Source organism: Mucilaginibacter sp., from assembly GCF_965200995.1.
In the GTDB taxonomy this organism is placed as follows: domain Bacteria; phylum Bacteroidota; class Bacteroidia; order Sphingobacteriales; family Sphingobacteriaceae; genus Mucilaginibacter.
The window spans coordinates 1,500,996-1,526,324 of the sequence record NZ_OZ241743.1 but is presented as its reverse complement, the minus strand read 5'-3'; the positions used below and the strand labels follow the sequence as shown (position 1 = coordinate 1,526,324).

22 protein-coding genes are annotated in these 25,329 nt (G+C 47.3%); 9 read left to right on the top strand and 13 right to left on the bottom strand.

Annotation, left to right across the window (positions count from 1 at the left end):
• Positions 1-203: 203 nt before the first annotated feature.
• From ACY652_RS07210 to ACY652_RS07165, 10 genes are all read right to left on the bottom strand, one after another.
• On the bottom strand, positions 204-1,109 hold the full coding sequence (locus ACY652_RS07210; RefSeq protein WP_462267362.1) for a ribose-phosphate diphosphokinase: 906 nt from the start codon (positions 1,107-1,109) through the stop codon (positions 204-206).
• Positions 1,110-1,117: 8 nt separating this feature from the next.
• On the bottom strand, positions 1,118-2,530 hold the full coding sequence (locus ACY652_RS07205) for a nicotinate phosphoribosyltransferase (protein ID WP_462267361.1): 1,413 nt from the start codon (positions 2,528-2,530) through the stop codon (positions 1,118-1,120).
• A gap of 2 nt (positions 2,531-2,532) precedes the next feature.
• Positions 2,533-3,432, bottom strand: coding sequence for an NUDIX domain-containing protein (locus ACY652_RS07200; protein ID WP_462267360.1), 900 nt, complete (start codon positions 3,430-3,432; stop codon positions 2,533-2,535).
• Between the two features lie 70 nt (positions 3,433-3,502).
• Positions 3,503-4,189 carry an NUDIX hydrolase gene (locus tag ACY652_RS07195; protein ID WP_462267359.1) on the bottom strand — a complete coding sequence of 229 codons (687 nt, stop codon included), beginning with the start codon at positions 4,187-4,189 and terminating at the stop codon, positions 3,503-3,505.
• Positions 4,190-4,282: 93 nt separating this feature from the next.
• Entirely contained in the window at positions 4,283-5,983 is a 1,701-nt protein-coding gene (locus tag ACY652_RS07190) for a sodium:solute symporter family protein (RefSeq protein ID WP_462267358.1), read from the bottom strand.
• Positions 5,980-6,117 (bottom strand): hypothetical protein, encoded by a 138-nt coding sequence (locus tag ACY652_RS07185; protein WP_462267357.1) that lies wholly within the window; start codon positions 6,115-6,117, stop codon positions 5,980-5,982. The genes ACY652_RS07190 and ACY652_RS07185 overlap by 4 nt, the downstream gene beginning before the upstream one ends.
• Positions 6,104-6,295 carry a hypothetical protein gene (locus ACY652_RS07180; RefSeq protein WP_462267356.1) on the bottom strand — a complete coding sequence of 64 codons (192 nt, stop codon included), beginning with the start codon at positions 6,293-6,295 and terminating at the stop codon, positions 6,104-6,106. The genes ACY652_RS07185 and ACY652_RS07180 overlap by 14 nt, the downstream gene beginning before the upstream one ends.
• Before the next feature lie 208 nt (positions 6,296-6,503).
• Entirely contained in the window at positions 6,504-8,108 is a 1,605-nt protein-coding gene (locus ACY652_RS07175; protein WP_462267355.1) for a S8 family peptidase, read from the bottom strand.
• Between the two features lie 387 nt (positions 8,109-8,495).
• On the bottom strand, positions 8,496-9,311 hold the full coding sequence (locus tag ACY652_RS07170) for a hypothetical protein (protein WP_462267354.1): 816 nt from the start codon (positions 9,309-9,311) through the stop codon (positions 8,496-8,498).
• Between the two features lie 307 nt (positions 9,312-9,618).
• Positions 9,619-11,796, bottom strand: a complete 2,178-nt coding sequence (locus ACY652_RS07165; RefSeq protein WP_462267353.1) for a TonB-dependent receptor — start codon at positions 11,794-11,796, stop codon at positions 9,619-9,621.
• Positions 11,797-11,934: 138 nt separating this feature from the next.
• On the opposite strand from ACY652_RS07165, the gene ACY652_RS07160 reads away from it, so the two are divergent.
• Positions 11,935-12,159 carry a hypothetical protein gene (locus ACY652_RS07160; RefSeq protein ID WP_462267352.1) on the top strand — a complete coding sequence of 75 codons (225 nt, stop codon included), beginning with the start codon at positions 11,935-11,937 and terminating at the stop codon, positions 12,157-12,159.
• Between the two features lie 61 nt (positions 12,160-12,220).
• Here ACY652_RS07160 and ACY652_RS07155 read toward each other — a convergent pair whose 3' ends face one another.
• Both ACY652_RS07155 and ACY652_RS07150 read right to left on the bottom strand, forming a co-directional pair.
• Positions 12,221-12,679, bottom strand: a complete 459-nt coding sequence (locus tag ACY652_RS07155) for a lipocalin-like domain-containing protein (protein WP_462267351.1) — start codon at positions 12,677-12,679, stop codon at positions 12,221-12,223.
• A gap of 116 nt (positions 12,680-12,795) precedes the next feature.
• Positions 12,796-15,240, bottom strand: a complete 2,445-nt coding sequence (locus ACY652_RS07150; RefSeq protein ID WP_462267350.1) for a PIG-L family deacetylase — start codon at positions 15,238-15,240, stop codon at positions 12,796-12,798.
• A 158-nt stretch (positions 15,241-15,398) separates the two neighbouring features.
• Here ACY652_RS07150 and ACY652_RS07145 point away from each other — a divergent pair, with 158 nt between their 5' ends.
• From ACY652_RS07145 to ACY652_RS07110, 8 genes are all read left to right on the top strand, one after another.
• Positions 15,399-16,037, top strand: coding sequence for a TetR/AcrR family transcriptional regulator (locus tag ACY652_RS07145; protein ID WP_462267349.1), 639 nt, complete (start codon positions 15,399-15,401; stop codon positions 16,035-16,037).
• Position 16,038: 1 nt separating this feature from the next.
• Complete coding sequence (locus ACY652_RS07140) at positions 16,039-17,406, top strand: TolC family protein (protein WP_462267348.1); 1,368 nt, start codon at positions 16,039-16,041, stop codon at positions 17,404-17,406.
• A gap of 18 nt (positions 17,407-17,424) precedes the next feature.
• On the top strand, positions 17,425-18,501 hold the full coding sequence (locus ACY652_RS07135; RefSeq protein ID WP_462267347.1) for an HlyD family secretion protein: 1,077 nt from the start codon (positions 17,425-17,427) through the stop codon (positions 18,499-18,501).
• A 2-nt stretch (positions 18,502-18,503) separates the two neighbouring features.
• A complete protein-coding gene (locus ACY652_RS07130) occupies positions 18,504-20,054 on the top strand; it encodes a DHA2 family efflux MFS transporter permease subunit (protein WP_462267346.1) in 1,551 nt (516 codons plus the stop codon).
• A gap of 257 nt (positions 20,055-20,311) precedes the next feature.
• The gene (locus tag ACY652_RS07125) at positions 20,312-22,186 is read left to right on the top strand and encodes a WG repeat-containing protein (protein ID WP_462267345.1); all 1,875 of its coding nucleotides are present in this window, start codon (positions 20,312-20,314) and stop codon (positions 22,184-22,186) included.
• Positions 22,186-22,815: a DUF2306 domain-containing protein gene (locus ACY652_RS07120; protein ID WP_462267344.1), complete on the top strand. Its 630-nt coding sequence runs from the start codon at positions 22,186-22,188 to the stop codon at positions 22,813-22,815. The genes ACY652_RS07125 and ACY652_RS07120 overlap by 1 nt, the downstream gene beginning before the upstream one ends.
• A 25-nt stretch (positions 22,816-22,840) precedes the next feature.
• A complete protein-coding gene (locus tag ACY652_RS07115; protein ID WP_462267343.1) occupies positions 22,841-23,347 on the top strand; it encodes a hypothetical protein in 507 nt (168 codons plus the stop codon).
• Positions 23,348-23,485: 138 nt separating this feature from the next.
• The gene (locus ACY652_RS07110) at positions 23,486-23,875 is read left to right on the top strand and encodes a DoxX family protein (protein ID WP_462267342.1); all 390 of its coding nucleotides are present in this window, start codon (positions 23,486-23,488) and stop codon (positions 23,873-23,875) included.
• 22 nt (positions 23,876-23,897) lie between these two features.
• On the opposite strand, the gene ACY652_RS07105 is transcribed toward ACY652_RS07110, so the two are convergent.
• Positions 23,898-25,082 (bottom strand): class I SAM-dependent rRNA methyltransferase, encoded by a 1,185-nt coding sequence (locus ACY652_RS07105; RefSeq protein ID WP_462267341.1) that lies wholly within the window; start codon positions 25,080-25,082, stop codon positions 23,898-23,900.
• Positions 25,083-25,329: the final 247 nt, after the last annotated feature.

Genomic DNA, 25,329 nt, shown 5'->3' with positions numbered 1-25,329 from the left:
AGATAAACATATAAGCGGTTATTAAATTACAATTTATTAAACATCATTGTTTTGTTGATTAATTAAAAATTTCAATCCTCTGGCCATTCCTTTGGGTCTGCCATTCTTACAATTCTGATTTCAAACTTAGCCAGTACCTTTACCATATCTTCCTGCGCCGGGGCCATCTGCGGGTAGCCAGGCTGCCTTAAATGTGCCCTCTTTTAAATGGCGTTACAAATCAGTCCGGCTATACTCCTTACCTCCACAAAATCATCGTTTATCAGCTGGGTGTTCACATGCGAATCGGTGCAGATGAGCTTTTTGATCAGGCCGGAGCTTTTCAATTTTTCCATACCATTGTTCACCAACAGGCCGTGCGTGGTAATTACGTAAATGTCGGCTGCCCCGGCTTCCTTGTAGGTTTTGGCGGCGTTAATGATGCTCCCGCCCGAGCGGATCATGTCATCATAGATGATTACGGTTTTGCCGGCTACATCGGCGTTAATGGCGCTTACCTCGGTATGGTCGCCTTTCAGGCGGCGCTTGAGGATGAAGGCCGGGTTCACCCCTAAATCATTCGCCAGCGATTCTACCCACTTGGCCCGGCCGGCATCGGTGCTGGCCATCACAAAGTTATCGCCGCCATACTGCCCGGCGGCGGCAATCACAATATCCTTGCAGTACACATGTACCGGGTACAGATCATGCTCAAAGTAATACTGGATGCCCTCGGAGTGCAGGTCGAACAGCAGCACCTTGTTCCCCCGGTTTGATTTCGGGATGGAGGACAACAGCCGCGCCCGCGTTTTGGCGGTGACGATCTCGCCGCTCAGCACCGCCCGCTCCATGGTGGAATACCCAAAGTAAGGGATCACCACCGTTAAAGAATTGGCGCCATAGCTCACCAGCGAGGAAGCCAGGTCATACAGTTCCAGCGTAGCCTCATCGGTAACCGTACCGCCAATTACTATCACGTCCCGGTTCTCGATGCCGGAGATGATGCGCTGGTAACGCTCGCCATCGGTAAAATGGCTTACTTCCAGCTCACCCTTTTCAAAATCGCTGCAGGCCAGTACCTTTTCGGCCAGGTATTCATAATCCTTTATGGCAAATAATAGCTTTTTCATGGTGATGATTAATTAGCGTTGGCCCTTACCTCTTCAAAACTGATGGAACCGGTTAACTGCCCGTTTTCAAAAACGGTGTGCAGTTCATCCGCCAGTTCCGGGTGCTCCTGCTCCTTTACGGTGTTGAATGCGCCGTTTACCTTTACCAGCTTTAAGCGGCCGCCTTTGCTCTTTTTAAAGCTTTCGGTAATGTTGCCGTTAGCATCCATTTCGGTAGGGCTTTTCTCAACGGCTACAGTTTGCCCGTTAATCACCGCGCTGCTGCATTTAAGCGCAAACTTCTGGGTATCGCGGTCTACCTTTTGCAGCAGGGCGCCGCCCATGCCCAGCACCAGGTTCTCGGCGCTGATGCCGTTATCCTTTAAGGCTTTATAAATATCCTTAATGGCCTCGTAATTTACCCCATCCCCCTGTATCACCCTCACCTGCGGCGGCAATACTTTAAAGCCCTTACTGTTGGTGGTATAGCCAAACTTATCAAACAGGATATTGAAAATAGCCAGCAGCGTCCTGATCGGGTCGCCGCTGTCGGGCCGTATCACCAGTGTGCCATTGCGCTGCAGTATTTCGTCGCGCAGCTCAGTCCCCCAGTATTCTTCGCAGGCCCTGAAGATGTTGTAACTGTCGGATACGCAGGCAATGGTTCCGGTAGGGAAGGTGCGCAGTATATGCCTGAAAATTTCCAGTTCGCCCTCGCGGCCCAGCAGCGTACAAATACTGTGCTCGGTAGCCGGGATGCTTAAGCCGTACACTTTGGCTGCATTGTAATAATCAATGGCCATACCACTGCCGGCCAGGTTATCGCTGCCGTTAAAGTTGATCAGGTGCGCTGCACCGCCAATCCGGGCGCCCTCTACACTGCTCACGCCCCGAAAGCCGAAATCATTCAGTACAAAATCAATCCCGGCCTCGGCACCCCCGGCAGCGGTTTCGAGATAATACTGGGTGATCACCTTCTTGATCTGGTTACTTAAGGTAGCCACGGTGCAGGGGTACCATACCTGCATCAGCAGCGTTTCTAAAAAGTTGGTGAGCCAGTAGCATTCCGGGTCGGTGTTCTCAATGGTCATCAGTACATTGCCGGTAGGTACGGCGGTACCTTCGGCAACGGCCTTGATTTTTACCGGCAGGTGGCCGTCATACTTATCAATAATATATTGAAATTTAGAACGGTCGAACACATCATTTCGGCCAAATACCTGCTGCATAAAACCATCGGCCTCATCCAAATCCGCCTGGGTAAAGGCCTGGCCCTGCAGGTACTCCTTCAGGTAATATTGCAGCCCGAAAAAGATGGTTTCATCAAACAGGCCGCCCCGGCTTTCCAGGTAACTGTAAATCTGTGTAGTGCCGGGATAGTATAGTTTGTGGTGCGCATATTTATAGGCGTCAGCCAGCAGTATTAAATTCTCGCGTTTCATAATTATAAAGTTTTAAGGTATTTGTTCATCAAAAAGTTGAGCAGGGCGGTATGCTCCTCAGCGGTTTTGCCGTCTGTGATCATCTGCGGCAACTCGCTTAGCTTAAACCAGCACAGGTCGGCAATATCATCCTGCGCGGCTGGCGTGCCAGACCGGTAATCGCAGCTGAAAAGCAGGGTAATGATCTTATCCGCCTCATTGCGGTAGCGCCAGTCATTAATCTTGCCTGAAGTTTCATACGTCATTTCACAGGTTTCGATGCTGCCGCATTCTTCAGCCAGTTCACGTTTGGCCGCGTACTCATAGCTTTCATCCTCGGGGTCGGCAAAGCCGCCCACCAGCCGCCACTGGTTAGCCAATGCCTTCCGGCCCAGCAAAATCTCTGCCTTTTCATCCCGGAACACGGCAATATCAACGGTGGGGTATACCTTGGTATACTGGTTATAATACGCATAAATGATACCTGCCCTGAAATCATTCGAGTCATACACCTTGTCGGCATATTGCCGGCGCAGCTCAGTAGCGTTATGGTCGCCATGCTCAGGCAGTTCTACCGTAGGCAACTTGCCCTGGTAATACGGAATAAAGCTGTCCCGGCTGCCATACAAACAAAAGTGCTCGTTCGGGAAAACGCTTTTCAACAAATTATCCAGGTTTTCCGACCATACCCTGTCGCTCGGATGATCGCTGATGGGCAGCACCACCACATCAGGATAATCCTTCTTGATCATCTTTTCGCGGGTGTAATAATCATACGGATTTTTACGGCTGCCCTTAATGGGGCTTACACCCAATAAAATAACCAGCTTGGCATGCTTGGCACTTACCTGTGTGAGCAGATTACGGTGCCCCTCGTGCAGGTAAGGGGTTTGGAAACGGGCAATAACAACTGCTGTTGACATATTCATTTGCGTTAGTTATACACAAATATATAATAAGCGTATTTATTACGCAAATAAAATTTGCTTTATTTTAAATCTCAAAGCTGATCTTATCTTTTTTAGATTGAAAGTACCTGGCTTCATTAAACCGGTAAAGGTTTCCGGGCCGCCCGGCGCCTTCCAGCGCCTGCTTTTCTGTGGTTTCCTCTAAAAAGCCAAACTTGCTGATCTTCTTTTTAAAGTTCCGGCGGTCAATCGGGCGGTCCAGCACCGCCATGTATAGTTTTTCGAGTTCTGAGAACGGAAACTTTTCTTCCAGCAATTCAAAGCCAACCGGCTCGTAAAGTATCTTACTTTTAAGGCGGTGGTGTGCCACATCAATAATAGCGCTATGATCAAAGGCCAGTGCGGGCAGCTTTTTGATGTTGTACCAGGCCACATCGCTGGCATCAGTGCTGGCCTTCAGTTCGAAAGCGCCCGGCTTTACCAGGCTGTAATAAGTAACAGAGATCACCCGGTTGCGCGGGTCGCGGTCTGGCTGGCCGAAACTGTACAGCTGCTCCAGGTAATTGATGCTGATGCCGGTTTCTTCCTTTAACTCCCGCTGAATGGCATCTTCCAGCGACTCCTCGTTGCCCACCAATCCGCCCGGCAATGCCCACATGCCCAGATAAGGCTCAATTTTGCGTTTAATCAGCAGTATGGATAATCCTTCTTTAGAGGTATACCCGAAAACTACGGCATCAACCGCTACTTTAATGTGCTGACTGGTAGACATAAGGTAAAGGTATAAATAGCATTTGGCAGTTAATGCAGTAATGGCTAAGTTATGGCATTTAGGGACAAGGATAACCCAACCATGTCATTCCATTTATTCCTCAGCGGGCGAAGGTGTGAAGCTGATTTGATGCAGCAGCCAGGCAATGCCCACCACCAGCAAACAGCCAATGGCATTAAACCACAGGTAAGCCACCACATTAAACCAGCCGCAAAGCACCACCACCAGCTGCGCCAGCAGGGCGGCTATAAATACCTCGCCGGCACGGATACGTTTCAGATAGAAAGCCACTACAAAAACGCCCAGTATCACCCCATAAATGTAAGAGCCTAACTGGTTCACGGCCTCCAGCAGGTTACCCAGCCGACCGGCATACAAGGCCATGATGATGCACACCACGCCCCAGAATACGGTAGCCAGGCGCGATACCGTCAGGTATTGCCGGTCAGATGCTTCTTTGTTCACCATCCGCTTGTATACATCTATTACCGTTGTGGAAGCCAGCGAGTTTAAGGCGCTGGCCGTTGAGCCCATAGAGGCTAAAAAGATAATGGCGATGAGCAGCCCGATCAGTCCGCGCGGCAGGTAGTGGGTTACAAAGTTCAGAAAGATGTAATTGGTATCATCGGCATCTGCACCTTTAGTGTTGGCTTTAATTAAGGCCACGCCCTGCTTGCGTAAGGTATCGGCCTGTATGTTTACTGCTTTCAGCTGTTGCTGCGCCTGCCGTACCGTAGCCTCATTGTTTTGATTTAAAGCCGATACCAGCTTTTGGGCAGCCTGCTGCTTTTGGGCAGCAATGGCGTTGTAATGGCTTTCCAGTTGCCGGTATTGTTCACCAACTTTGCTGTGCTGCACCTCATTTACCGCATAGCTGTTAAAAAACAAAGGCGAGCGGTTAAACTGGTAGAACGTGAATACTAAAATACCCATCAGCAAAATCAAAAACTGCATCGGTATCTTAATCAGCCCGTTCATGATCAAACCCATACGGCTCTGGCCCACCGAGCTGCCGGTGAGGTAACGCCCCACCTGGCTCTGGTCGGTACCGAAATAGGACAACTGCAGGAAAAAGCCGCCGATCAGCCCGCTCCATACATTGTAGCGGCTGGAAGGGTCGAAATGCCAGTCGATCACGTTCATGCGGCCCATTTTGCCGGCCAGTTGTACGGCCTTCACAAAGCCCACATTAGCCGGCAGCAGGTGCGCCACCATAATGCCGGCCATAAATATGCCGCCAAAAATGATGCTCATTTGCAGCAGCTGGGTATAAGATACCGCCTTGGTACCGCCATACACGGTATATAAAACCACCAGCGTACCGATAAATAAGGTAGTCACCGTAATGTTTAAGTTGAGTATGACCGACAGGATAGCCGAGGGCGCGTAAATGGTGATACCGGTAGACAGCCCCCGCTGCAGCAGGAACAAAAAGGCGGTAAGCACCCGCGTTTTCAGGTCGAACCGCTGCTCCAGGTACTCGTAGGCGGTGTATACTTTGAGGCGGTGAAAGATGGGGACAAAAGTGATGCACAGCACAATCATGGCCAGGGGCAGGCCAAAGTAGAACTGCACAAAGCGCATCCCGTCGCTAAACGCCTGACCGGGGGCCGATAAAAAGGTGATGGCGCTGGCCTGCGTAGCCATAACCGACAGCCCTACCGCATACCAGGGCATGGAGCGGTTGCCCATTAAAAACTGGTCAGTATTCTGGCTGCGGCCGCTTTTCCACAGGCCGTAGCCTATCACGGCAATTAAGGTAGCGGCTAAAACAATCCAGTCGGTAAGGCTCATTTAAGGGTTTGGGTAATGAGCCCGAAGATAAGAATTAAAAAAACCAGCCATACGGCAACAATACCGTAAAACTGGTTCCAGCTTTTAATGAATGAGGGGAGATCGGGTTGTAGGTCGTCCTCAGACTTCCTCATTATGGCGGCCCCGCACGATGAATTTGATAAACGTAACCGCCGAAAGCAGGCCCAATACACCGCCGATGGGTATATACATAAATCCTTTACCAATAATGCCGCCTACGAACAGGCCGCTTACCAGGGCCACAATATAAAAAATGGCATCCTGACTTTTATCTTCTTCTGTATTTTTCATGGTTGTTATCTTCAGTATTGGCTGCAAAAATAGGCGTTCGGCGGGCTAAATGCAATAATAGTAAGCGGTTAAATTGGAAATAGTTTAAGTGAGCGCGAAGGTACAACTGCCGCTCGTCATTGCGCGGTGATAGACTTCATCCGGATGTATTCTAAACACCTTGAATGACTTAAGTGAGCGCATGGTATTTAACTGCGAAACAATTATCTTAATAAGTAGCAGCAAGTTGCAACGCATTATAAGCATTCACAATGCCTCCTGATATACATAAATCGGTAAAAAGCATGTTTTTAGCTGAATCCTCGGTTTTCACCACAACTGCATTATCAATTCTCTGTACCGATTTAAGTATAATTTCCTTTACTTGAAGTGCCGTAAGTTTTGGATAGTAAGACCATATTAATGCGGCCAGACCGGTTACTACAGGAGCGGCCATACTGGTACCACTTTTTATACTATAGGTTGAGTTGGGCGTTGCCGACCTGATGTTCACACCGGGTGCAAAAACATCTACGCTGGTTTTGCCATAGTTGGAAAATATAGCTTTAACCTCGTTGGTATTCAAAGGTCCGGAAGCCCCTACCTCAATCCATGCCGGCGCTATGCCTGTTTTATCTTCGTAAATCCGGTTCGGAAAATTTGGTAAAATATCATTATCCTGATTTTCATTGCCTGCGGCATGTACAATCAACACACCTTTACCCATGGCATATTTTACAGCTTCATCTACCACTTGCCTGTTGTAAGAATACGCTTTGCCAAAACTCATGTTAATAATTTTAGCACCATTATTTACTGCGTAACGTATAGCATTAGCTACATCTTTATCACGCTCATCACCTACAGGCACTGTGCGTACCGACATAATCGAAACATCATTCGCCACTCCTTTTATACCTAAATCATTATCTCTTGATGCCGCAATAATCCCTGCTACATGGCTGCCATGATCAGCATCCGGGCCGGTAACATTGGCGTTTCCATAAGCGCTTTCTTTACTGTCGGCATAATTATCGCCTACCGTATCACGAGAATTAAAGTTGATGTTGAGGTTATAATATAACTGTTCCTGGTAATGCTGGATAGGGTAATCCAGCTCAAATTTTATAAAGTCATTAACATTGCCATAAAGTACCATGTGATTGATTAAAGTCTGCACTACAAAATATTCCCGGTAATTGCGCGAATAAAATTTTTTCAGATCATCACTCGTAGCATTTTCTCTTTTTAATCTGACCAACAGGGTGTCGCTGAGCAATCTTTTAAAACGTATCAATCCTTGCAGGTTTGCCTGGGCAGCAGCGGTACGCTTTTCTATGTCAGCTTTCATTTCATTATACTTTTTATAAGCTGCCAGTTCTTCTCCTTTAAATGAGGAACGCTTAGCCTGTTCAAATTTCGAACTCTGCTCGCGTACCAGCCTGACCACTTCTAAATTATCATAATGAACTTCGCCTTTGGCAGAGCCAATAAAATTCCAGCCGTGAAAATCATCTTTGTAGCCATTTTTGTCGTCATCCTGCTGATTGGCTGCAACTTCTTTCAGGTTGGTATAAATCACATTCCTCAAATCTTCATGATTGATGTCGACCCCACCATCAACTACAGCTACAATTACAGGCTTGTGCGGCTTGCCTTTAAGTAACTCGGTATAAGCTTTTTCTGTACTAATACCTAATACGCCATCATTGGCCAAATCAAGATTTTGCCAGTTGGGTTTAAGGGGAGCGATAACATTTTGTGCATTTGTTATGAGTGCGAAGAAAAACGTACTGGCTAAAAGTAGCGTGTTGTAAAAGATTTTGGTTGACATAAAATGTGTGATATAGAATCACAATATTATAAAATTAATACTTAAAGAAACAATACAGGTATTTGACATCTTACATATACTTTTTGCTTGTGGTCGGTGTTATCACCGTACCACCCGCTGGCAGGTCAATAGCAGAGTGGTGCGGTGATAACACCGACCACAGGCAAAAATTTATTATAGCGATACAGGGTTTCGCTTATATCATAAAAGGCACGAGTTGCAAACTCGCGCCAGCATAAGGGTAGAGAAGCCTGCGAATAAGCTAAAGGCCGCTGTAGGCGAGGAGCCACCGGCTGCGGAATAGTATTTTGTATTTTAGTTAATTAGTTGAAAAGCTGCTGCAGAAATGGAGCAGCTTTTTTTTGCCTCAACTTTTCATTTAATAGATTATTTATGTAACTGCTCGATTTGTAATCTCTTGACTAATGGCGCAAATGTGGTATCATATAATTCCACACCGCCACTTCCATCATCTTTTAAAACCTTAAGGGTATCTCCAAAAGTGTTTTTCTTCGAGTCGTAATTTTTGAAGTAGTAGTTGCCGCTATAAGTTCTTATTAAACACATCCAAGGCTTACTTTTCATCACACTGAATGTGACTTGTTGTTCAGCTTGTCGGTTGCCAGCAACGTAACTGTAATAACAAAAATACATTGCTGCAATAAAGAGGACAAAAACAATATATCGTATCCTAAAAAGCTGTTCTACAATATAAAACTCAATCGGAAAAATTCTGTCAAATTTCTGCCTTGGTATGGGGTCTTGCAACCTTACGTTTATTTTATAAAACTCTTTTCTAACTTTTTTTGCTTTACTTTCTGCAGTGTAGACAATAATCATAATAACAGCAACATCTTGGACAATATAATACCATTCAAAACTTTCTCGAAAAAAGTAGACAGATGCTAAATTGTATATAATTACGAGTGCGATGATTCTCAATAACCAAGTTGACTTATAGGATTTACTTAGTGGTGTTACTAATATTGCAGCAGTAACAAGTAGGACGCTGAAAGTAATTACAATTGCGTATGATGCAAATTTGAGGAGAATCGATAAGTCGATAGAGATGTAGCCATTAGCTATATTGAAGTGCTCGATGTACCCCCATTCATACACGTACGCGCATAGGTAAGAATAACCTGAAATCAAGGTGATTAAGACTGGTGAATAATCTTTAAAAAAATCCAAATATTTTTTCATGAGATAATGGTTTGAAGGTTGAATATAGAGTTTTAAATTTTCACCCCATAATTTGTTGTCCTTTCCCTGTCGCAGCTTTGCACAATGCAGGATATTACCGCATGGCTCCAACATCCGGATTATGCCACCGGTGTAAAGCTCTATACCCGGCACGCACCAGCCAATTCCTTAAACTCAAATTTGCGGCCGGCCCCTTACCGGGCAACGCCGAGTGCCTGCGCACCGAGCCTTCACTGGTTTGAAAGTAATTACAAAAATTCAAAAAGGTATAAAGTGCAAAATCGCGCCGTTCTCAAATCATTCACAATTATAATTTCACCTTCACGCCCCCATTCACCACAAACCCATCCAGCGGCGCGTAGATATCGCGGAATACGGGGTTGGTAACGCTGCCGGTATAGATGGTATCAAACCGGGTTTGGCGGGTATCGGTGAGGTTCTCGAAGTTGATGAACAGGGAAAAACGCACAAACAGGCGCTCGGCCATCAGCCCGGTGGTCCAGTAGGGCTTGCCGGTAGCGCCATCGTTCAGCTGCTGGCGGCTGAAATAGTAGGCTTCGAGGCCGATCTTCCATTTATCCTCCTGCTCATATACCAGCACATTGTTCAGCCGGTGCCTGGATACCAGCGGATACAGGGCAGTAAGCGTACCCTCCTGCTGGTGCACATCGGCAAAGGTATAACCCAAAAACAGCTTAAAATTTTGGTAAGTCAGCTTTACATTGGTTTCGGTACCCCTGGTGGTTAAATTGCCGGCGGGCTGCTGGTATTGCAGGTTGCCATCGGCCAGCAGCGTAAGGCGTATGGGGTTAGCTATGCGGGTATAAAAGAATAGCTGGTTAATGTTGAAGCTCACCGCATCATTAAACAGCCCGGTGCGGTAGTTCACATCATAGTTGGCCCCATAGGAGCGTTCGGCGCGCGTATGCTGCACATCCACCGGCAGTACGTTGCGGAACTGTATGCGCTCGGCATCCTCGGTAAACACCGTAGGCGCTTTATAACCCAGGCCGCCGCCCAGCCTGCTGGTTACCCAACTGCTGATTTTCCACAAGGCCGAAATACGCGGCAGCACAAAAGTGCCGTAAGCATTATGCCGGTCCACCCGAAGGCCGGTTTCCAGGCTGAAAGCCGGATTTATGGTCAACTCATTCTGCACAAAGGCGCCTATGGTATTATAGGTATAGCTGCGCAAGGGGTAAGCCTCGTTACGGCTTTCGCCAAAATGGTCAGTTACAAAGTTCAGTCCGGCTATCCAGTTGGCCCGTTTGCCGTCGCGGTTGTACAGGGCTTCGCTGTAGGTAGCAGTTTGCACGCCCGAAAAGCGGTAACCGGGCAGGTTAATGGTACGGGCAAAGTAGCTGGCGCTGCTTTTCAGCGTCAGTTTTTCATTAGCATTCAGCTGATGGCTCAGTTGCGTTTGCAGACTGTAACGGCCGGTGCGGTTCTCCTCGAAATAGGCATGTGCCGCACTGCCGTTCCCTTCAATATAATGCAGATCGCCGCCAATACGGTTCTCTGCCGTACTGTTGAGGCCCACGCTAAGCGTAGTGCGCGGGTTGAAGTATACAAACAGCCTGGGGTTAAGCGTATAGCGGTTAAACCTGGGGATAGCCGTTAAATCAATCCCCGCCGGGTCATACGGCGAGCCGTGATTGTAGGCGGCATAGATGGTAATGCCAACCTTACTGAACTTCTGTGCATAGAACAGGCTGGCATCCAGCCCGGCCGCCGAAGTACCGTTGAGCAGCAGGTTCAGTTGCCTTTCTTCTTCCGGCGTTTTAGAAACCAGGTTAACCAGCCCTGCAATGGCCCCGCCGCCGTACAGGGTGGAGGAGGAACCTTTGATGATCTCTACCTGCTTTAAATCCAGTGGTGCTATCTGCAATAAGCCCAAGCCGCCCGAGAAACCGGCGTATAGCGGAAAGCCATCGCGCAGCACCTGCGTATACCGGCCATCCAGCCCTTGTATACGGATGTCGGCATTGGCGCTGGTGGCCGAGGTTTGCTGGGTTTGTATGCCGGTGCTTTCGGCCAGCAGCATCCGGATGTCGCCGGGCTTCATGTTGCCCTTCTCCTCCAGTTCCTCACCCGAAATTACCTCCACACGGGTAGGAATATTAGCAATGGTACGGCTGCTGCGCGTGGCGGATATGATGATTTCGTTGAGTCCGTTGTTCTCAGCCGCCTGTAAATTAACCATCAGAGTGGTGTCCTGCGGTAAAGGAAACGTAAGTGTATCCAGGCGTGACTGGTATCCTACAAAGCTGAACTTAATAATTTGTTGCCCGTTGGGGATGTCTTTCAATATAATTAACCCCGAAGTATCAGCTGCGGCACCTTTGCCGAAGCTGATGACCAATGCCGTAGCGCCGGCAAGCGGCTGCTGTGTCTGGCCATCGCGCATTATAGCCTTAAAGCTGTTTTGCGCATAGCCTGCCCTACCGCAGCAGAGCGCTACAATAAGCAGTACAATAAATTTCATGGTAAAAAATTTAAGTTAAACCGGTAAGTAAGGCCCTTTAGCAAGGGCGAGAAAAAGAAGGTTTAACTTAATTGCGGCGGCTGCCATATCGGCGAGTGCACATCCTTTAAGCAAGGTGGGCAGTAAGGGGTAAAAGATTTGCTGAGGTTCACCAATGGCAACGCCAAAGCAGTGCCTGCCTGTTGGTTGAGCACAAACCCGCTGCATGAACCACAGGAGAAGAAAGGGGAGCAACCGGCACAATCGCTATCCGCCTTAGCCGGTATGTTTGCCGTTTTGGCTGTTACCTGTTTATTTAAAGCGATACAGCTACTGTCCGTACAGCAGGGCCGTACCGCTAAGAGTGTAACTACTATGGCATAAATGAGGCAAAGCGCTTTCACAGGGTAAAGATAGGCGATGAACGCGAGATAACTGCCTTGTATTATTTTACCTTCAAGTACTTTTCAATAATGGTACGGTTGATGTTCTCGCTTTCCACTTTTTCCAAGCCCTGCTGGATCAAGGTATCACCAGACAGCTTCACCGTAAAGTCAAATGCCTTGCCTTCCCAGTTTTTGCTGGAGTAATAGTCCAGGTGCTCGGTGTATTTGTCGCCTTTCAGGGTATACGAACCGCCGCCTGCATCAAAGTGGTTGGAAGAATCTTTGGGGGGATTAATGTCGTGCCGCAGGAAGGCAAAGTGCGAGCCGTTGATGATTTTGATCATGCGCTGGCCCCTGGTGTAATCGGTAGTGGCGCTTACCCCTTTGGTAATGGTAGTGCCCGATACCAGCTGCCAGGTACCATTCAAATTCAGGCCGGCATCAGGCGTGGTGGCCGTCTGGCAGGCAGTCAGCATACATGCGCCGCCCATGATTAGCAATACGTATTTAAGGTTCATAATTTGAAGGTTCTTATTCTTCTAATGTACGCCATTAATGGGCGAATAAGCAACTTTTATGGCCGTTTATGGAATTTTATGGCGTCTGATGAACCCGAAAAGATTTTTTTCAACACCTACTTGGGCCTGCTCAGCAAATTCACAAACAAACGGTAAGCCCCCGGCACCCCGGCAGGCAGCTGCCTGAAAAACGCCAGTGAAGTGTACACAAAACGCCCCTGTCCGTAATTAGCCGCAATCAATGAGCCTTTATTGGGCGCTTCCCCGGCATCGTTCATTGCCAGTGGGGTTTGGTATTCTGGGGCAATGTTATTTACAAAATATAAGCCCCTTTCCTGCACCCAGCCGTCAAAATCAGCCTGGGTAATTTTATTGGGATAATTCAGCAGCGGGTTTTGCGGGGCTGTTACCGTTACCTGAGCATTCTCATTGGTAACCCGCTCATTTACAACGGTAAACGGGTATGGCCCGATAGAGTTCACCTTCAAGCCGGCAAAGTTGTTATACTGCACCACCAGATTGCCGCCATTCTTTACATAGGCTAACAACTTAGGCTGCTCGTAAGGCAGGCGATCCAGCACATTATAGGCGCGCACGCCGGTTACAATGGCATCATATACAGAAAGGTCAGCATTCATAATCTCCTCATCTGTAAGCAAATGCACCTCGTAGCCTACCTGGCGCAATGCATCCGGCATTAAATCGCCGGCGCCGGGCAGGTAACCAATCTTCTTACCGGCGGTTTTCAGCTCAATATTAACCAGCTTTACCTGTGCCAGCGGGAACAAGGTGATATTAGGAATATGCTCATATTGGATGCGCTGTATACCTAAATCATACGTTTTACCGCCTGTAGTTACGGTAGCCTGTGCGGGTGCTACACCTGAAGCAGTACCTGTGGGAGCGATGGTAAAGGTTTCCACCCATTCTGCACCTTTGGCTTTACCCGAAAAATCAATACTTGCCGGACTGATCTTCCACCCGGCTACCGGCTTCAGGGTAACCGCACCCGAAGCATCGGCCACAAAGCTTTTCATCTTTAATTGCAGTTTTTGCGGCTGGGCGGTGTTGAACACATAAACCTTGTTTTCAGGGTTGATAGTTACCGGCGGCGCAATCTCTACCGGCTGATACAGCTCGCCGCGTGCCGGGTTAACATACTTGTACATCAGCCGGCGCTCAAAACGAAAAGGATGACCATTTATGTTGAACTCATATGCCACAGCCGGAAAGTCCGGATTCTCAGGGTTACCCACTTTCAGGTTATCATTGATGGTATACATACCAATGCCATGCGGGGCTTCCAGCCAGTAGGGTTGCGTAATACGGGCGGCAGTCAGGGTGCTTTCAAAGGATTGCAGTTCGTTCACCGGCAGTGTGCGGTCATTTAATTGCTGCCCGTTTATCTGTGTTAGTTTAACCGGCGTATTGTAACGGCTGATCACCTGCGAGCGTACCTGCATTTGTTCGCCTACAGCATAAGAGGGTAAGGTTACATAACTTTCAAACCATAAGCCGGCGCAGGCGGCAATCAGGTTATTCAGTTCATTGGTTTTTTGTTCGCGCCAGTAACTGTCCGTTATTTTATCAATGCTTTCGGCCAGCTTAACCAATGCAGGCACTGCTTTTTCGGGATGATCTTCATCAAAACCCCGGGTAATGGCAGTAATGCCATTGCCGACAGCATCCCCGCCCTTCATACGCTTCCAGGTGATATTTACACCGTCCATTAAATCCGTTTGTGGTGCTGTGCCCAAAATAGTCTTAAAATATTCAAGGGCTTGCCCGCGCTGCCGGGCGCTGCCAAACCCCTGACTGCGGTGGTTAGAGCGGCTTTCGGCTGCAATTTCGCCATAACCTTTGCCTAACAAGGGGTTATAACTGCCAGCATCAATTTTAAACTGGGTATCAGCAGTAGTATTGTTACCGCCAAAATTAAAGGTATTCCAAAGCAGGCGTTTGGCCTGCCAGGGCTGTACATATTTTAGCTGTTCCGGAAAGCGTTTGGGGTCGGCGGCGGCGGCAAATGCTTCCTGTGCCAGTATGGCTGAGGTGGTATGATGACCGTGCCCGCCCTCGCCGGTGGTCGGGAAGCGGCAAATCATCACGTCAGGCCTGAACTTACGGATTACCCATACCATATCGCCCAATACTTTCTCCCTGTCCCAGATGGTCAGGGTTTCCTCCGGGTTTTTAGAGAAGCCAAAATCATTGGCACGGGTAAAAAACTGCTCTGCGCCATCCATGCGGCGGGCCGCCAGCAATTCCTGGGTCCGTATCAATCCCAATAATTCGCCCTGCTCATTGCCGATCAGGTTTTGGCCGCCATCGCCCCGGGTAAGCGACAGGTAGCCGGTACGGTAATGTTTTTCCTGCGCCAGATAAGCCAGCAGGCGGGTGTTTTCATCATCCGGATGGGCGGCAACGTAAAGCACGCTGCCCAAAGTATTCAGCTTTTTAAGCTGTTGCCTCAGGGTAGCTGCATCGCTTTGCGAGGCTGTTTGGGCGCTTGCTGTAACACTGATAAATACGCTTACTAACATTAAACCTAAACATCTCATAGGTCAAAAATAATTATTCATTCCAAACTTATACATTAAACAAATGTAATCTCCTGTACAATACCTTGTACCGCTTGTGTAATATCGCCAAAGTGTCATAATGTATTTTATACACTGAAACAAATTATATTAATCAATCGTTTGATTAATTTTGCACAGTGAAAACAACAGAGAAAGAAAAGGTTGATAAAAAAGACCGCATCTTAGATGTAGCAGAACATGTTTTCTCAGAATTGGGTTACGATGGTGCTTCTACGCGCACGATATCGGGCGAGGCCGGTGTGAATATGGCTATGCTGAACTACTATTTCGGCTCGAAAGAGGGGCTTTTCCTGGCCGTAATTGAGCGCCGCACAGCTACTTTCAAAGATTTTCTGCAAAATATAAACTCCGACAATAAACTTACCTCGTGGAAGAAAGTGGAGTTGTATATAGAAGCATACGTAGACCGGATATTAAATAATAATAGTTTTCAAAAACTGCTGTACCGGGAAATGTCAATTCTGAAACGCACTGCAATTTCTGACCAAATGTGCAGCATCCTGATGCATAACGTAGTTGAGTTCCGGAAAATTCTGCAGGAAGGGATAGACCGCAATGAGTTTAAGAAAGATGTAGATACCGATATGGTAATTGCTACTATTTACGGCGCCAAAAACTTTATTATGAACACGCCCAATGTATCTTCAAAAATGCTGGGCTATGATGTACAGAACCAGGAAGTGCTGGACCAGCGCGTAAAGCCCCGCTTCAAAACATACTTAAAAAATCTGCTTAAATCCTACTTATTAAATTGAAATGAACACGCTTTTGAATACACAACCTTTTAACACAATTAAGCAGACGGGGCGCCGGTTGGGGCAGTACCTGATGCTGGCGGGTGGTGCAGTTTTACTAAGTTTTCAGACCGCTGCTGCACAAGACCGGACCATTACCCTGGATGAGGCTATAAAACTGGGCTTGCAGACCAGCAAGACCCTGCGCCTGTCTCAAGCGCAGATTGATGAGGCCATCACCCGTTACAACCAGGCTAAAGACAGCGCTCTACCTACCGGAGGTGTAAGCTATACCTACAGTTTTGCTTATATACCTGCTAATAAGCTTACCGTTGAGAATAACACTATTTTTCTGCCCAGAACGGCCAATGCCAACTTGGGGACGGCAAATATTGCAGAAGTATTGTTTGCAGGCGGCCGCTATAAGTTTGCCAAAGAATCTACTGATTTACTGGTGAAGGTAGCCAGGCTGGATGCCGACCAGAACCGCGACCAGATTGCTGCAACGGTGGTAAACCAGTACTATAATTTATACAAAGTGCTGCAAAACAAAAAGGTAGTGCAACAAAACCTGAATAGTGTTGACCAGCAGATACATCAAACCCAGCGCTTTTTTCAGCAGGGCATTGTAACTAAAAATGATGTATTGCGCTTTCAGCTGCAGCGCTCTAATATTGAGCTGAACGGCATCGACCTGGAAAGTAACCGGAAGATTATTAATTACAACCTGGATATTTTGCTCGGCCTGCCTACCACTACACAACTGAACATTGAACAGATTGCGGATAACAATCGCGAAATAGCGCCGCTGAGCAATTATTTGGATACCGCCCTGGCCGTACGCCAGGAGCTTAAATCACTGGATTTACGCACCAAGGCAGCCGACTTAAATATAAAAACCATACACGCAAACCAGTCGCCAACGCTGGCAGCTACGGCAAGCGCCTATTATGTAGGATTATCGGCCAACCCATTGCCGCGCAACGGCAGCTATGTTGCCCCTATTACCGCAGGGCTTAACCTTTCTTGGGATTTTGGTTCCCTGTGGCACAATAAAAATAAAATAGCTGAAGCCCGTGTGCAGCGCGAAGAACTTATTATTAATAAAGACATTACTGCCGATAACATACGCAATGATGTAAACCAGAACTACCAAACTTATATAGCTTCGGTTGATAAGGTAAAATTGCTGGAAACTGCAATAGCGCAGGCTAACGAGAATAACCGGATCACGATTTCCAGATATGCCAACAGCACAGCCTCGGCTACTGACCGTGCCGATGCGCAAACCCTGCTGTACGAGGCGCAAACCAACCTGGAACTGGCTAAAGCCGATGCAGGACTGGCTTACTATAACTTATTAAAAGCAACCGGAAAACTTATTAAATAACAATCTGAAATTATTACCATGGCACAGGAACAAATTATACAGGAGCAGGAACCTGCTAAAAAGAAAAAGAACATTGTAGTACCTATTATACTGGCAATTGTGCTGGTGGTGGGCATTATCTTCGGTGTAAAGGAATGGCTTTATTACGGTAAGCATGAGGATACTGATGATGCGCAGATTGATGGCGACATCAGCCCCGTAGTATCCCGTGTGGGCGGCTATGTAGACAGCATTTACTTTGAAGACAACCAGCATGTAAGCAAAAATCAGCAACTGGTAAAGATTGACGCCCGCGATTACCAGGTAAAGCTGGAGCAGGCGCAGGCCGCCAAAAAAGGCGCTGCCGGCAACGTAGGCGTAGGCGAATCGCAGATTTATACTACCCAGGCTGATGCTGCCAATGCACGCGCCAACGTAGTATCGCGCCAGGCCATGCTGGAAAAGGTGCGTAAAGATTACGCACGTTATGCCAATCTGATAAAGGACGGTTCGATCACCCAACAGCAATTTGACCAAACCAAGTCAGATTTGCAGGTAGCGCAAGCCAATTTACGTGCAGCACAGGATCAGTACAGTGCTGCCCAATCGCAAGTGGGCGCTACCCGTAACCAGTTAAAGGTAACCAACACCGGGGTAGACCAAAGGCAGGCTGATGTGGATTATGCCAGGCTGCAGCTTACTTATACCGATATCAAATCGCCGGCCAGTGGTATTACTTCTAAAAAAGGTATACAGGTAGGCCAGTTGGTGCAAGCCGGGCAAACCCTATTCTCAGTGGTAAACGATAACAGTTTATACATTACGGCTAACTTTAAAGAAACGCAGCTTGATAAGATTCGCAATGGGCAGAAGGTAGAAGTGGAAGTAGATGCTTACCCTGAACTGAAACTGGAAGGCACTATATACAATTTTTCTCCGGTTACCGGGGCCAAATCTTCACTGCTGCCACCTGATAATGCTACCGGCAACTTTGTAAAAGTAGTGCAGCGCATACCTGTAAAGATTAAAATTAACGCCGGTAAAGCTACAATGGACAAATTGCGCCCGGGTATGAGCGTAAACGTTTCTGTAGATATCGACACTAAAAAGAACTAATTATGGCTGAAACCGGCTTTAAAAAGTGGATCATTACCATTACGGTAATTACAGCTTCCCTGCTGGAGCTGATTGATACCACTATTGTAAACGTTTCGCTGCCTACTATACAGGGTAACTTAGGCGCCACATTAGAAGATGTGGCCTGGATTACCACCGGGTATGCGGTAGCCAACGTAATCATTCTGCCCATGTCGGGCTGGCTGGGCAGTGTACTGGGCCGGAAAAATTATTTTTTGGGTTCCATTATCGTCTTCACCATTGCTTCGTTTTTATGCGGTAATGCCACCGGCCTTACCGAACTGGTTATGTTCCGTATTGTGCAGGGTATGGCCGGTGGCGGGTTAATCTCAACCTCGCAAGCTATATTGCTGGAAACCTGGCCGCGCGAGCAGGTAGGTACCGCAACGGCATTGTTTGGTTTGGGTGCTGTGGTAGGCCCAACTTTAGGCCCTACCATTGGCGGGTATCTAACAGATAACTACTCATGGCCCTGGATATTTTATGTAAATATACCGGTAGGTGCACTGGCTGCCTTTTTTACCTATACTTATATTAAACCCACGGCTAAAACGGGCAAGGGCAACCCTATAGACTGGTGGGGCATTGCGCTCCTGGCCATTGCCGTAGGCAGCCTGCAAACCATATTGGAAAAAGGCGAATCGGAAGATTGGTTTGCTACCGGTTACATTACGGTGCTTACCATTACCGCGGTGCTGGGTGTGCTGCTGTTCATCTGGCGAGAGCTTAGCGTAGAGTTTCCGATTGTTAACTTTGCCATCCTCCGGCACCGGAGCTTTGCGGTGGGTATGTTTACCTCGTTTATTCTGGGCTTCGGCCTTTATGGGTCTGTTTTTGTATTCCCGATATTTTGCCAGAGCTTACTGGGTTTTTCGGCCCAGCAAACCGGGCTGCTGCTGCTGCCGGGCGGCTTATTTACCATTGCCATGATGCCTTTTGTGGGCAAAATGTTAAACGGTGGCATACCTGCGCAGATAATGGCTACGGTAGGTATGTTTCTGTTCTTTTTATTTACGCATATGCTGAGCAACTCCACGCTGGCTACCGGGCAGGCTGATTTCTTCTGGCCGCTGGCTATCCGGGGTATTGGTATGGCATTGCTGTTTGTACCATTAACTACACTGGCCATAGCCGACTTAAAGGGGCCCGAAATTGGGCAGGGTACCGGTTTAAATAACATGATGCGCCAGTTAGGCGGTTCATTTGGTATTGCGGCCCTTACTACCATTATACACATCAGGCAAGGTGTGCACCGCAACAACCTGCTTACTAATGTTAATGTATATAATCCGCTGCTTACTGACCGGCTCAAGGGACTTACGGCCAACTTTATGGCGCATGGTAAAACCATGAGCGATGCTACCAAAGCAGCTTATGCTGCTATTGAAGGTGCAGTAAGCCGGCAAAGCATTTTGCTTACCTATGATGATGCCTATTGGATTACCGGCCTGATTATGCTATTCTCAATACCGCTGCTGTACTTGCAGCCATTCAGCAAGAAACCGGTAGCTATGCCTGCTGATGCCCATTAGTAAATAAGTATTAAAATAAACAAAGGGTGCTTAAATAAGCGCCCTTTGTTTATTAATACCCTTTCTGAGTACCGCCTGGCAGCTATTAAAAAATAACGCTTCCGGTAGTTGCAATCACAAGGCTTAATTGTAAAACTTACATAAATAACAGTTTACAGATAAAAGTTATACCTGTTTATATGCATGGCAGCAGGTGAATAATCGTTCTGCATTTGTTTATCTGCGTATCCCTTACTACTTTTAAACAAATATCTGCCATGAAACGCAAAAACCTTTACATTATCTGCACTATAGGCGTACTGGTAATAGCCGGATCAGCCCTGGGCTATTACTTTAAAAGTAAAAGCAGCTCGCGTCATAAAGGAAAAGAGGAACTGATAAGCTTTTTAGAAGGCTTTGGCAAACATGTACATAACCGGCAGCCCGACTCCTTATACCAATACTTTGACCATCCCAACAGCAAAGTTAAAACGCTGGTAGCTATGCTTACAGGCAACACCTTAGATGATGCTGATTCGCTGGAAAGGATGAGCACCATTATAAATGCAGATGCTGCCGTAATCCGCACGCTTAACCCGATACTCACTGAGGCCACCGTACCTGTACAATTCAGCCATGACAGCTTGCCTGATAAAAAATCTACCCTAACATTTACCATACAAAAGAAAGATAAGCAGCCTTATAAAATTATTGCAGTAAAGGGTGAACAGTTATATAAAGATTACATGACCTATGCCAATGATATACACTGGCGCTACGCGAGGCCTGTAACCCATTACGATGCACTTACTTTAAAAGCTTTTACCACAGCCGAAAAGCTAAAAACCCGGTATGATAGCGTGGTATGGTTTGCACATTTGAATGATAAAACTTACTTCTATGTAACCAAAGGCAAGTGGGAAGAATACATTGCCATGAACCCCGACTCGGTGAAGCTTTACGGCATGGGGATGGTTAACCCGGCCCTGCAAGAAATCATCCCGCCAAAGTATGATCTGATCCACAACATCAGCGGAACGTTTGACGGGCTGGTAGAAGTAGAAAAAGGCCCCTATAAAGGCTTTTATGACTTAAACGGAAAGCTGGTAGTGCCGGTAACCTATAACGAGATTTTACCATTGAAGCAAGGCGCCCACCTGGCCGCGCTGCGCAAAGGTGATGAATATTTCTGGCTGGATGCCGGTTATACCGTGAGCCCGAAGATAGAAGATTTTAAAATTACCGAGGTACTGCCGCAGGTGCAATTATATCAGGCTTCTTACCACTTAAGTAATGCGCCGGGCAAACTGATAATGGAGTACAATTCGCGGGATAACAATGCCAGTATTTATGTTCCGCCATCGCACCTGGTAAACTGGCAAATGTTTGAAGCTATACAGGCATTCAAAAACCCGCTGCGAAAAGCGAATTATATGGATGATATAAGCGCCCCCAGTGTATCCTACCAGGTAAAATATACCAAAGATGAAGAGAGCAGCAACTGGCTCAAAACCTTATACTACTCCATCAAAAACCATTACCTGGGCGGCCGTTCTGATTTTTATGAGAAGCGCAATGTGCTGATTGTAGATAAAAGGCACAACCAGGCCTATGGGTATTCACTTAATGGAGGGTATGAGGAAGAAAGCTATGCAGAGGGTTGCGAAAATTACAGCTTGAAGATACTGAACGATAGCCTGTTCGAAATTAAATCATGCGGGAGTACCTATGCCGCTATAGATGAGCAGCACAGTTTACTGACCATGCCGCTGTATTATTATTTAACAGTTAAAAACGGTAAGCTTATCGAGCTGCGCAGCAAGCGGCAGTTTGCCTTTACCCAATTCGTAAAAATTGATGATCGTTATCTGCAAGGCGATTACACTTACAACGAGAAAAAATTGAGTAAGCTGCCTGATGCCATGCTGGAGTACATAAAGAATGAAATTTATGCCGGTTATGACTACAAATTCAGCAATGATAAATGGAGCCATGCGTTTGAACTGATGCACAGCGACAACAACGGCAAATATGCCGGTAACAATACCAGCGTGCAGGATTCATTAACCGAGATTGATAAATACAATATTAACTGGCTGCAGCAAAAAATTAACAGCCGCAAGCAGCAGCAGATGGCTGCGGTAAGTAAATAATGCTGACAGGCGTATTAAGAACTTTTGCTTTTTTCTGGATAGCCATACTGAGCTTAAGTACATTAGTTTATCTTAACTTTAATACACACGAGAGCTTTTTGCAGTTAAAGCAGGCTGCTGTGCATACAGGATGGTACCTGCCGGCGTTCTACAGCCACATATTCGGCAGCAGTATTATCCTGCTGGCCGGCTTTTTCCAGTTCAGCAAAAAGGTGTACCAAAACCGCAGGCTGCACAAAGCGCTGGGCAAGGTATATGCCGGCGGCGTACTGTTCTTTGCCGCCCCGGGTGCGTATGTCATGACGGCTTTTATCAACCGGGGCACAGGCGTATTCATCTCTTTTATGCTGCAGAACAGCTTATGGATTATATTTACCCTGATGGGCTGGATAGCCATTGTACAGCATCAAAACGCAGAGCGGCATGTGCAAATGATGCGCCGCAGCTATGCACTGGCCTTTGCAGCGGTTACGCTGCGGTTTTATATCTGGCTGTTCACCGTTTTTGGCCAGGGGGTTGATTTTGAGAACAACTATCTTATTATTGCCTTCTTAAGCTGGGTACCCAACCTGCTTATTGCAGAAGCTATCAACAGCTACTATAAACGTAAAACGGTAATTACCTGTTAAGCCAATTCGTAAACCACCTTTTGATATGGATGCCAGTGATTTTAATGAAGTGCGGCAGCAATATAAACCTGCCAAAGTAAACGTATTATTTATTGCCGACGCGCCTGCAGCAGGCAACCGTTTCTTCTACCGGAAAAATTCGGAACTGTTTAAGGCGGTAAAGGCTGCGTTTACCCAGGTATTCGGGGAGTTTGCCAGCCATGATGAGTTTTTGGATTTCTACCGCGATTTTGGCTGCTATCTGGATAACATCAGCCTGGTGCCCCTTAAACATTTACCTCCGCAAGAGCAAGACCAGGAAAGGAAGCGGGGCATTACACCTTTAGGCGAACGCATTGCAGAAATGCAGCCCCGGCTGGTAATTATTACCATGAAGGCCATTGAAAAACATGCAATGGAGGCCATTGCCTTATCCAAAGCAGAAAGCATTGAAAAGATCGTTTCCGTACCCTTCCCGCTGGGCAGCATGACCAATTTTAACAACAGCATCAGTGGCATGGTAAGCGCCGTACGCTCTGTAGAATGGGAATAGTAAAAGGCTGTTTCATATCAAAACCGCTTTTTACTGTAATTAAATTTCTCAGCATCAGCATCTTTTAGGCAGGGTATTAAAAATGTATACAATTAACTGCTAAGTTTGTATAGACTTTAACTTAATCAGGAAGAACTTATGTCTCCAAAAATCAGAAACATTATTGGCTGGGTATTAACCGCAGTACTGGCCTTTATATTTATCAGCAGCGCCTACATGAAGTTAGCAGGCGGCGCTAAGGCGATAGAAAGCGCAACCGGGCTGGGTATATCGGCAGATGCCTTCCGGATGTTAGGTGTGGTAGAAATCGTTTCGCTTATCCTGTTTATCATTCCGCGTACCGGGCTGCTGGGTACTTTGCTACTGGCAGCTTATCTGGGCGGCGCCATTGCTACGCATCTGGAACACCATCAATCTATCATGGCGCCTGTAATTATACAATGTGTTTTGTGGATCACCGCTACCATTCGTTTCCCCGAGCTGAGCCGCCGGTTAATGGGCACACCCGATAGCTATATAAGGCAATAACGAAGCCTTTTTGCAGCGGCAATCAAATTACCCTGCATAGCAGTCCCTTCAGGTATTCCCCTTCAGGAAATGAGGAGCGTACCGGGTGGTCTTCGGGCTGGCAAAACTGGTGGATGTACTGCACCTGCTTACCTGCATCCAGTGCGGCCCAGGCCAGCACCTGCTTAAAGGTTTCCATATCCATAGCCCCCGAGCAGGAAAAAGTAGCCAGCAGGCCACCGCTGTTTAATAACTGCATGGCAATACGGTTGAGGTCTTTATACGCACGCGATGCGCGGTCTAATGCCGAGCGCGAGGGCGCATATTTAGGCGGATCGAGCACAACAATATCAAAAGTGCGGCCCTCCTCCTTAAAACGGCGCAGCTGCTTGTTCACATCTGATTGAATGGATTCATGCCTGGCAGCATCCAAACCGTTCAGGGCGATGTTCTTTTTTAAGGTTTCCATAGCCAGCGCCGAACTATCTATACTGGTTGCTTGGGCAGCGCCGGCCTGCAGTGCGTTCAAAGTAAAGCCGCCGGTATAGCAAAAGCAATCCAGTACGGTTTTCCCCTGCGCATGTGCCGCAAGTATGCGCCTGTTGCCGCGCTGGTCGCAATAAAAGCCTGATTTCTGGCCTTCGGCGATGTTGATGCCATAAGTAAGGCCATTTTCCTTTACCTCTACCAGCTCCGGCGGCGGGCTGCCGGCCAGTACTTCGTTTACCGTATTTAAACCTTCATGCGCGCGCGAACCGGCATCGCTTTTATCAAATATACCCTTGGGGTTTAACAGGCGCTGCAGTTCATCAATAATTACCTGCTTGTTGCGCTCAATGCCGGTGGTGAGAATTTGCAGTGACAGGTAATCGCCATATTTATCCGCAATCAGGCCCGGCAGGTAATCGGCCTCGCTAAAGATAAGGCGGCAGGTGTTGGTTTGCTCATTCAGGATAGAACTCCGGCTGGTTACAGCGGCGGCTACCTTAGCCCTGAACCAATCCTCATTTACACTAACCGCTTCATCCCATTCCAGTAAACGCACCGCCACGCGCGATTCGTGGTTGTAAAAGCCATACGCTAAAAACCGGCCTTGCGCATCAGTTAAACGAATAATGTCGCCATTATCCGGCTTGCCCTTTACCTTTTCTATCGCTCCCGAAAATACCCAGGGATGCCGTTGCAATACCGCCTTTTCCTTACCTTTTTTAAGGATAACTTCTACCATGCCGCAAAGATAGACGGCAACAACGGCAATTACCCGCTCAGTACTATTAATTTTGTATTTAGGCCTAAGGCCAACCCAGGCGCGTCATTGCGGGGGATGGGCGCCATCACTTTGATAGCAGGGCGAACAGGCATAACTACGGGGCTGCTTCGGCATTCCTGCCGGCAATGACAAGTTGACGTCAATTTGTAATTTTAAACAAAAAAAGCACTAATTTGCACACATTTTAAATATAGCAGCAACCCAA

Excerpts from the sequence above, each read along its gene's own strand:
- ACY652_RS07210 (WP_462267362.1), bottom strand. The coding sequence starts at position 1,109 with ATGAAAAAGCTATTATTTGCCATAAAGGATTATGAATACCTGGCCGAA.
- ACY652_RS07205 (WP_462267361.1), bottom strand. The coding sequence starts at position 2,530 with ATGAAACGCGAGAATTTAATACTGCTGGCTGACGCCTATAAATATGCG.
- ACY652_RS07200 (WP_462267360.1), bottom strand. The coding sequence starts at position 3,432 with ATGTCAACAGCAGTTGTTATTGCCCGTTTCCAAACCCCTTACCTGCAC.
- ACY652_RS07195 (WP_462267359.1), bottom strand. The coding sequence starts at position 4,189 with ATGTCTACCAGTCAGCACATTAAAGTAGCGGTTGATGCCGTAGTTTTC.
- ACY652_RS07190 (WP_462267358.1), bottom strand. The coding sequence starts at position 5,983 with ATGAGCCTTACCGACTGGATTGTTTTAGCCGCTACCTTAATTGCCGTG.
- ACY652_RS07185 (WP_462267357.1), bottom strand. The coding sequence starts at position 6,117 with ATGAGGAAGTCTGAGGACGACCTACAACCCGATCTCCCCTCATTCATT.
- ACY652_RS07180 (WP_462267356.1), bottom strand. The coding sequence starts at position 6,295 with ATGAAAAATACAGAAGAAGATAAAAGTCAGGATGCCATTTTTTATATT.
- ACY652_RS07175 (WP_462267355.1), bottom strand. The coding sequence starts at position 8,108 with ATGTCAACCAAAATCTTTTACAACACGCTACTTTTAGCCAGTACGTTT.
- ACY652_RS07170 (WP_462267354.1), bottom strand. The coding sequence starts at position 9,311 with ATGAAAAAATATTTGGATTTTTTTAAAGATTATTCACCAGTCTTAATC.
- ACY652_RS07165 (WP_462267353.1), bottom strand. The coding sequence starts at position 11,796 with ATGAAATTTATTGTACTGCTTATTGTAGCGCTCTGCTGCGGTAGGGCA.
- ACY652_RS07155 (WP_462267351.1), bottom strand. The coding sequence starts at position 12,679 with ATGAACCTTAAATACGTATTGCTAATCATGGGCGGCGCATGTATGCTG.
- ACY652_RS07150 (WP_462267350.1), bottom strand. The coding sequence starts at position 15,240 with ATGAGATGTTTAGGTTTAATGTTAGTAAGCGTATTTATCAGTGTTACA.
- ACY652_RS07140 (WP_462267348.1), top strand. The coding sequence starts at position 16,039 with ATGAACACGCTTTTGAATACACAACCTTTTAACACAATTAAGCAGACG.
- ACY652_RS07135 (WP_462267347.1), top strand. The coding sequence starts at position 17,425 with ATGGCACAGGAACAAATTATACAGGAGCAGGAACCTGCTAAAAAGAAA.
- ACY652_RS07130 (WP_462267346.1), top strand. The coding sequence starts at position 18,504 with ATGGCTGAAACCGGCTTTAAAAAGTGGATCATTACCATTACGGTAATT.
- ACY652_RS07125 (WP_462267345.1), top strand. The coding sequence starts at position 20,312 with ATGAAACGCAAAAACCTTTACATTATCTGCACTATAGGCGTACTGGTA.
- ACY652_RS07120 (WP_462267344.1), top strand. The coding sequence starts at position 22,186 with ATGCTGACAGGCGTATTAAGAACTTTTGCTTTTTTCTGGATAGCCATA.
- ACY652_RS07115 (WP_462267343.1), top strand. The coding sequence starts at position 22,841 with ATGGATGCCAGTGATTTTAATGAAGTGCGGCAGCAATATAAACCTGCC.
- ACY652_RS07110 (WP_462267342.1), top strand. The coding sequence starts at position 23,486 with ATGTCTCCAAAAATCAGAAACATTATTGGCTGGGTATTAACCGCAGTA.
- ACY652_RS07105 (WP_462267341.1), bottom strand. The coding sequence starts at position 25,082 with ATGGTAGAAGTTATCCTTAAAAAAGGTAAGGAAAAGGCGGTATTGCAA.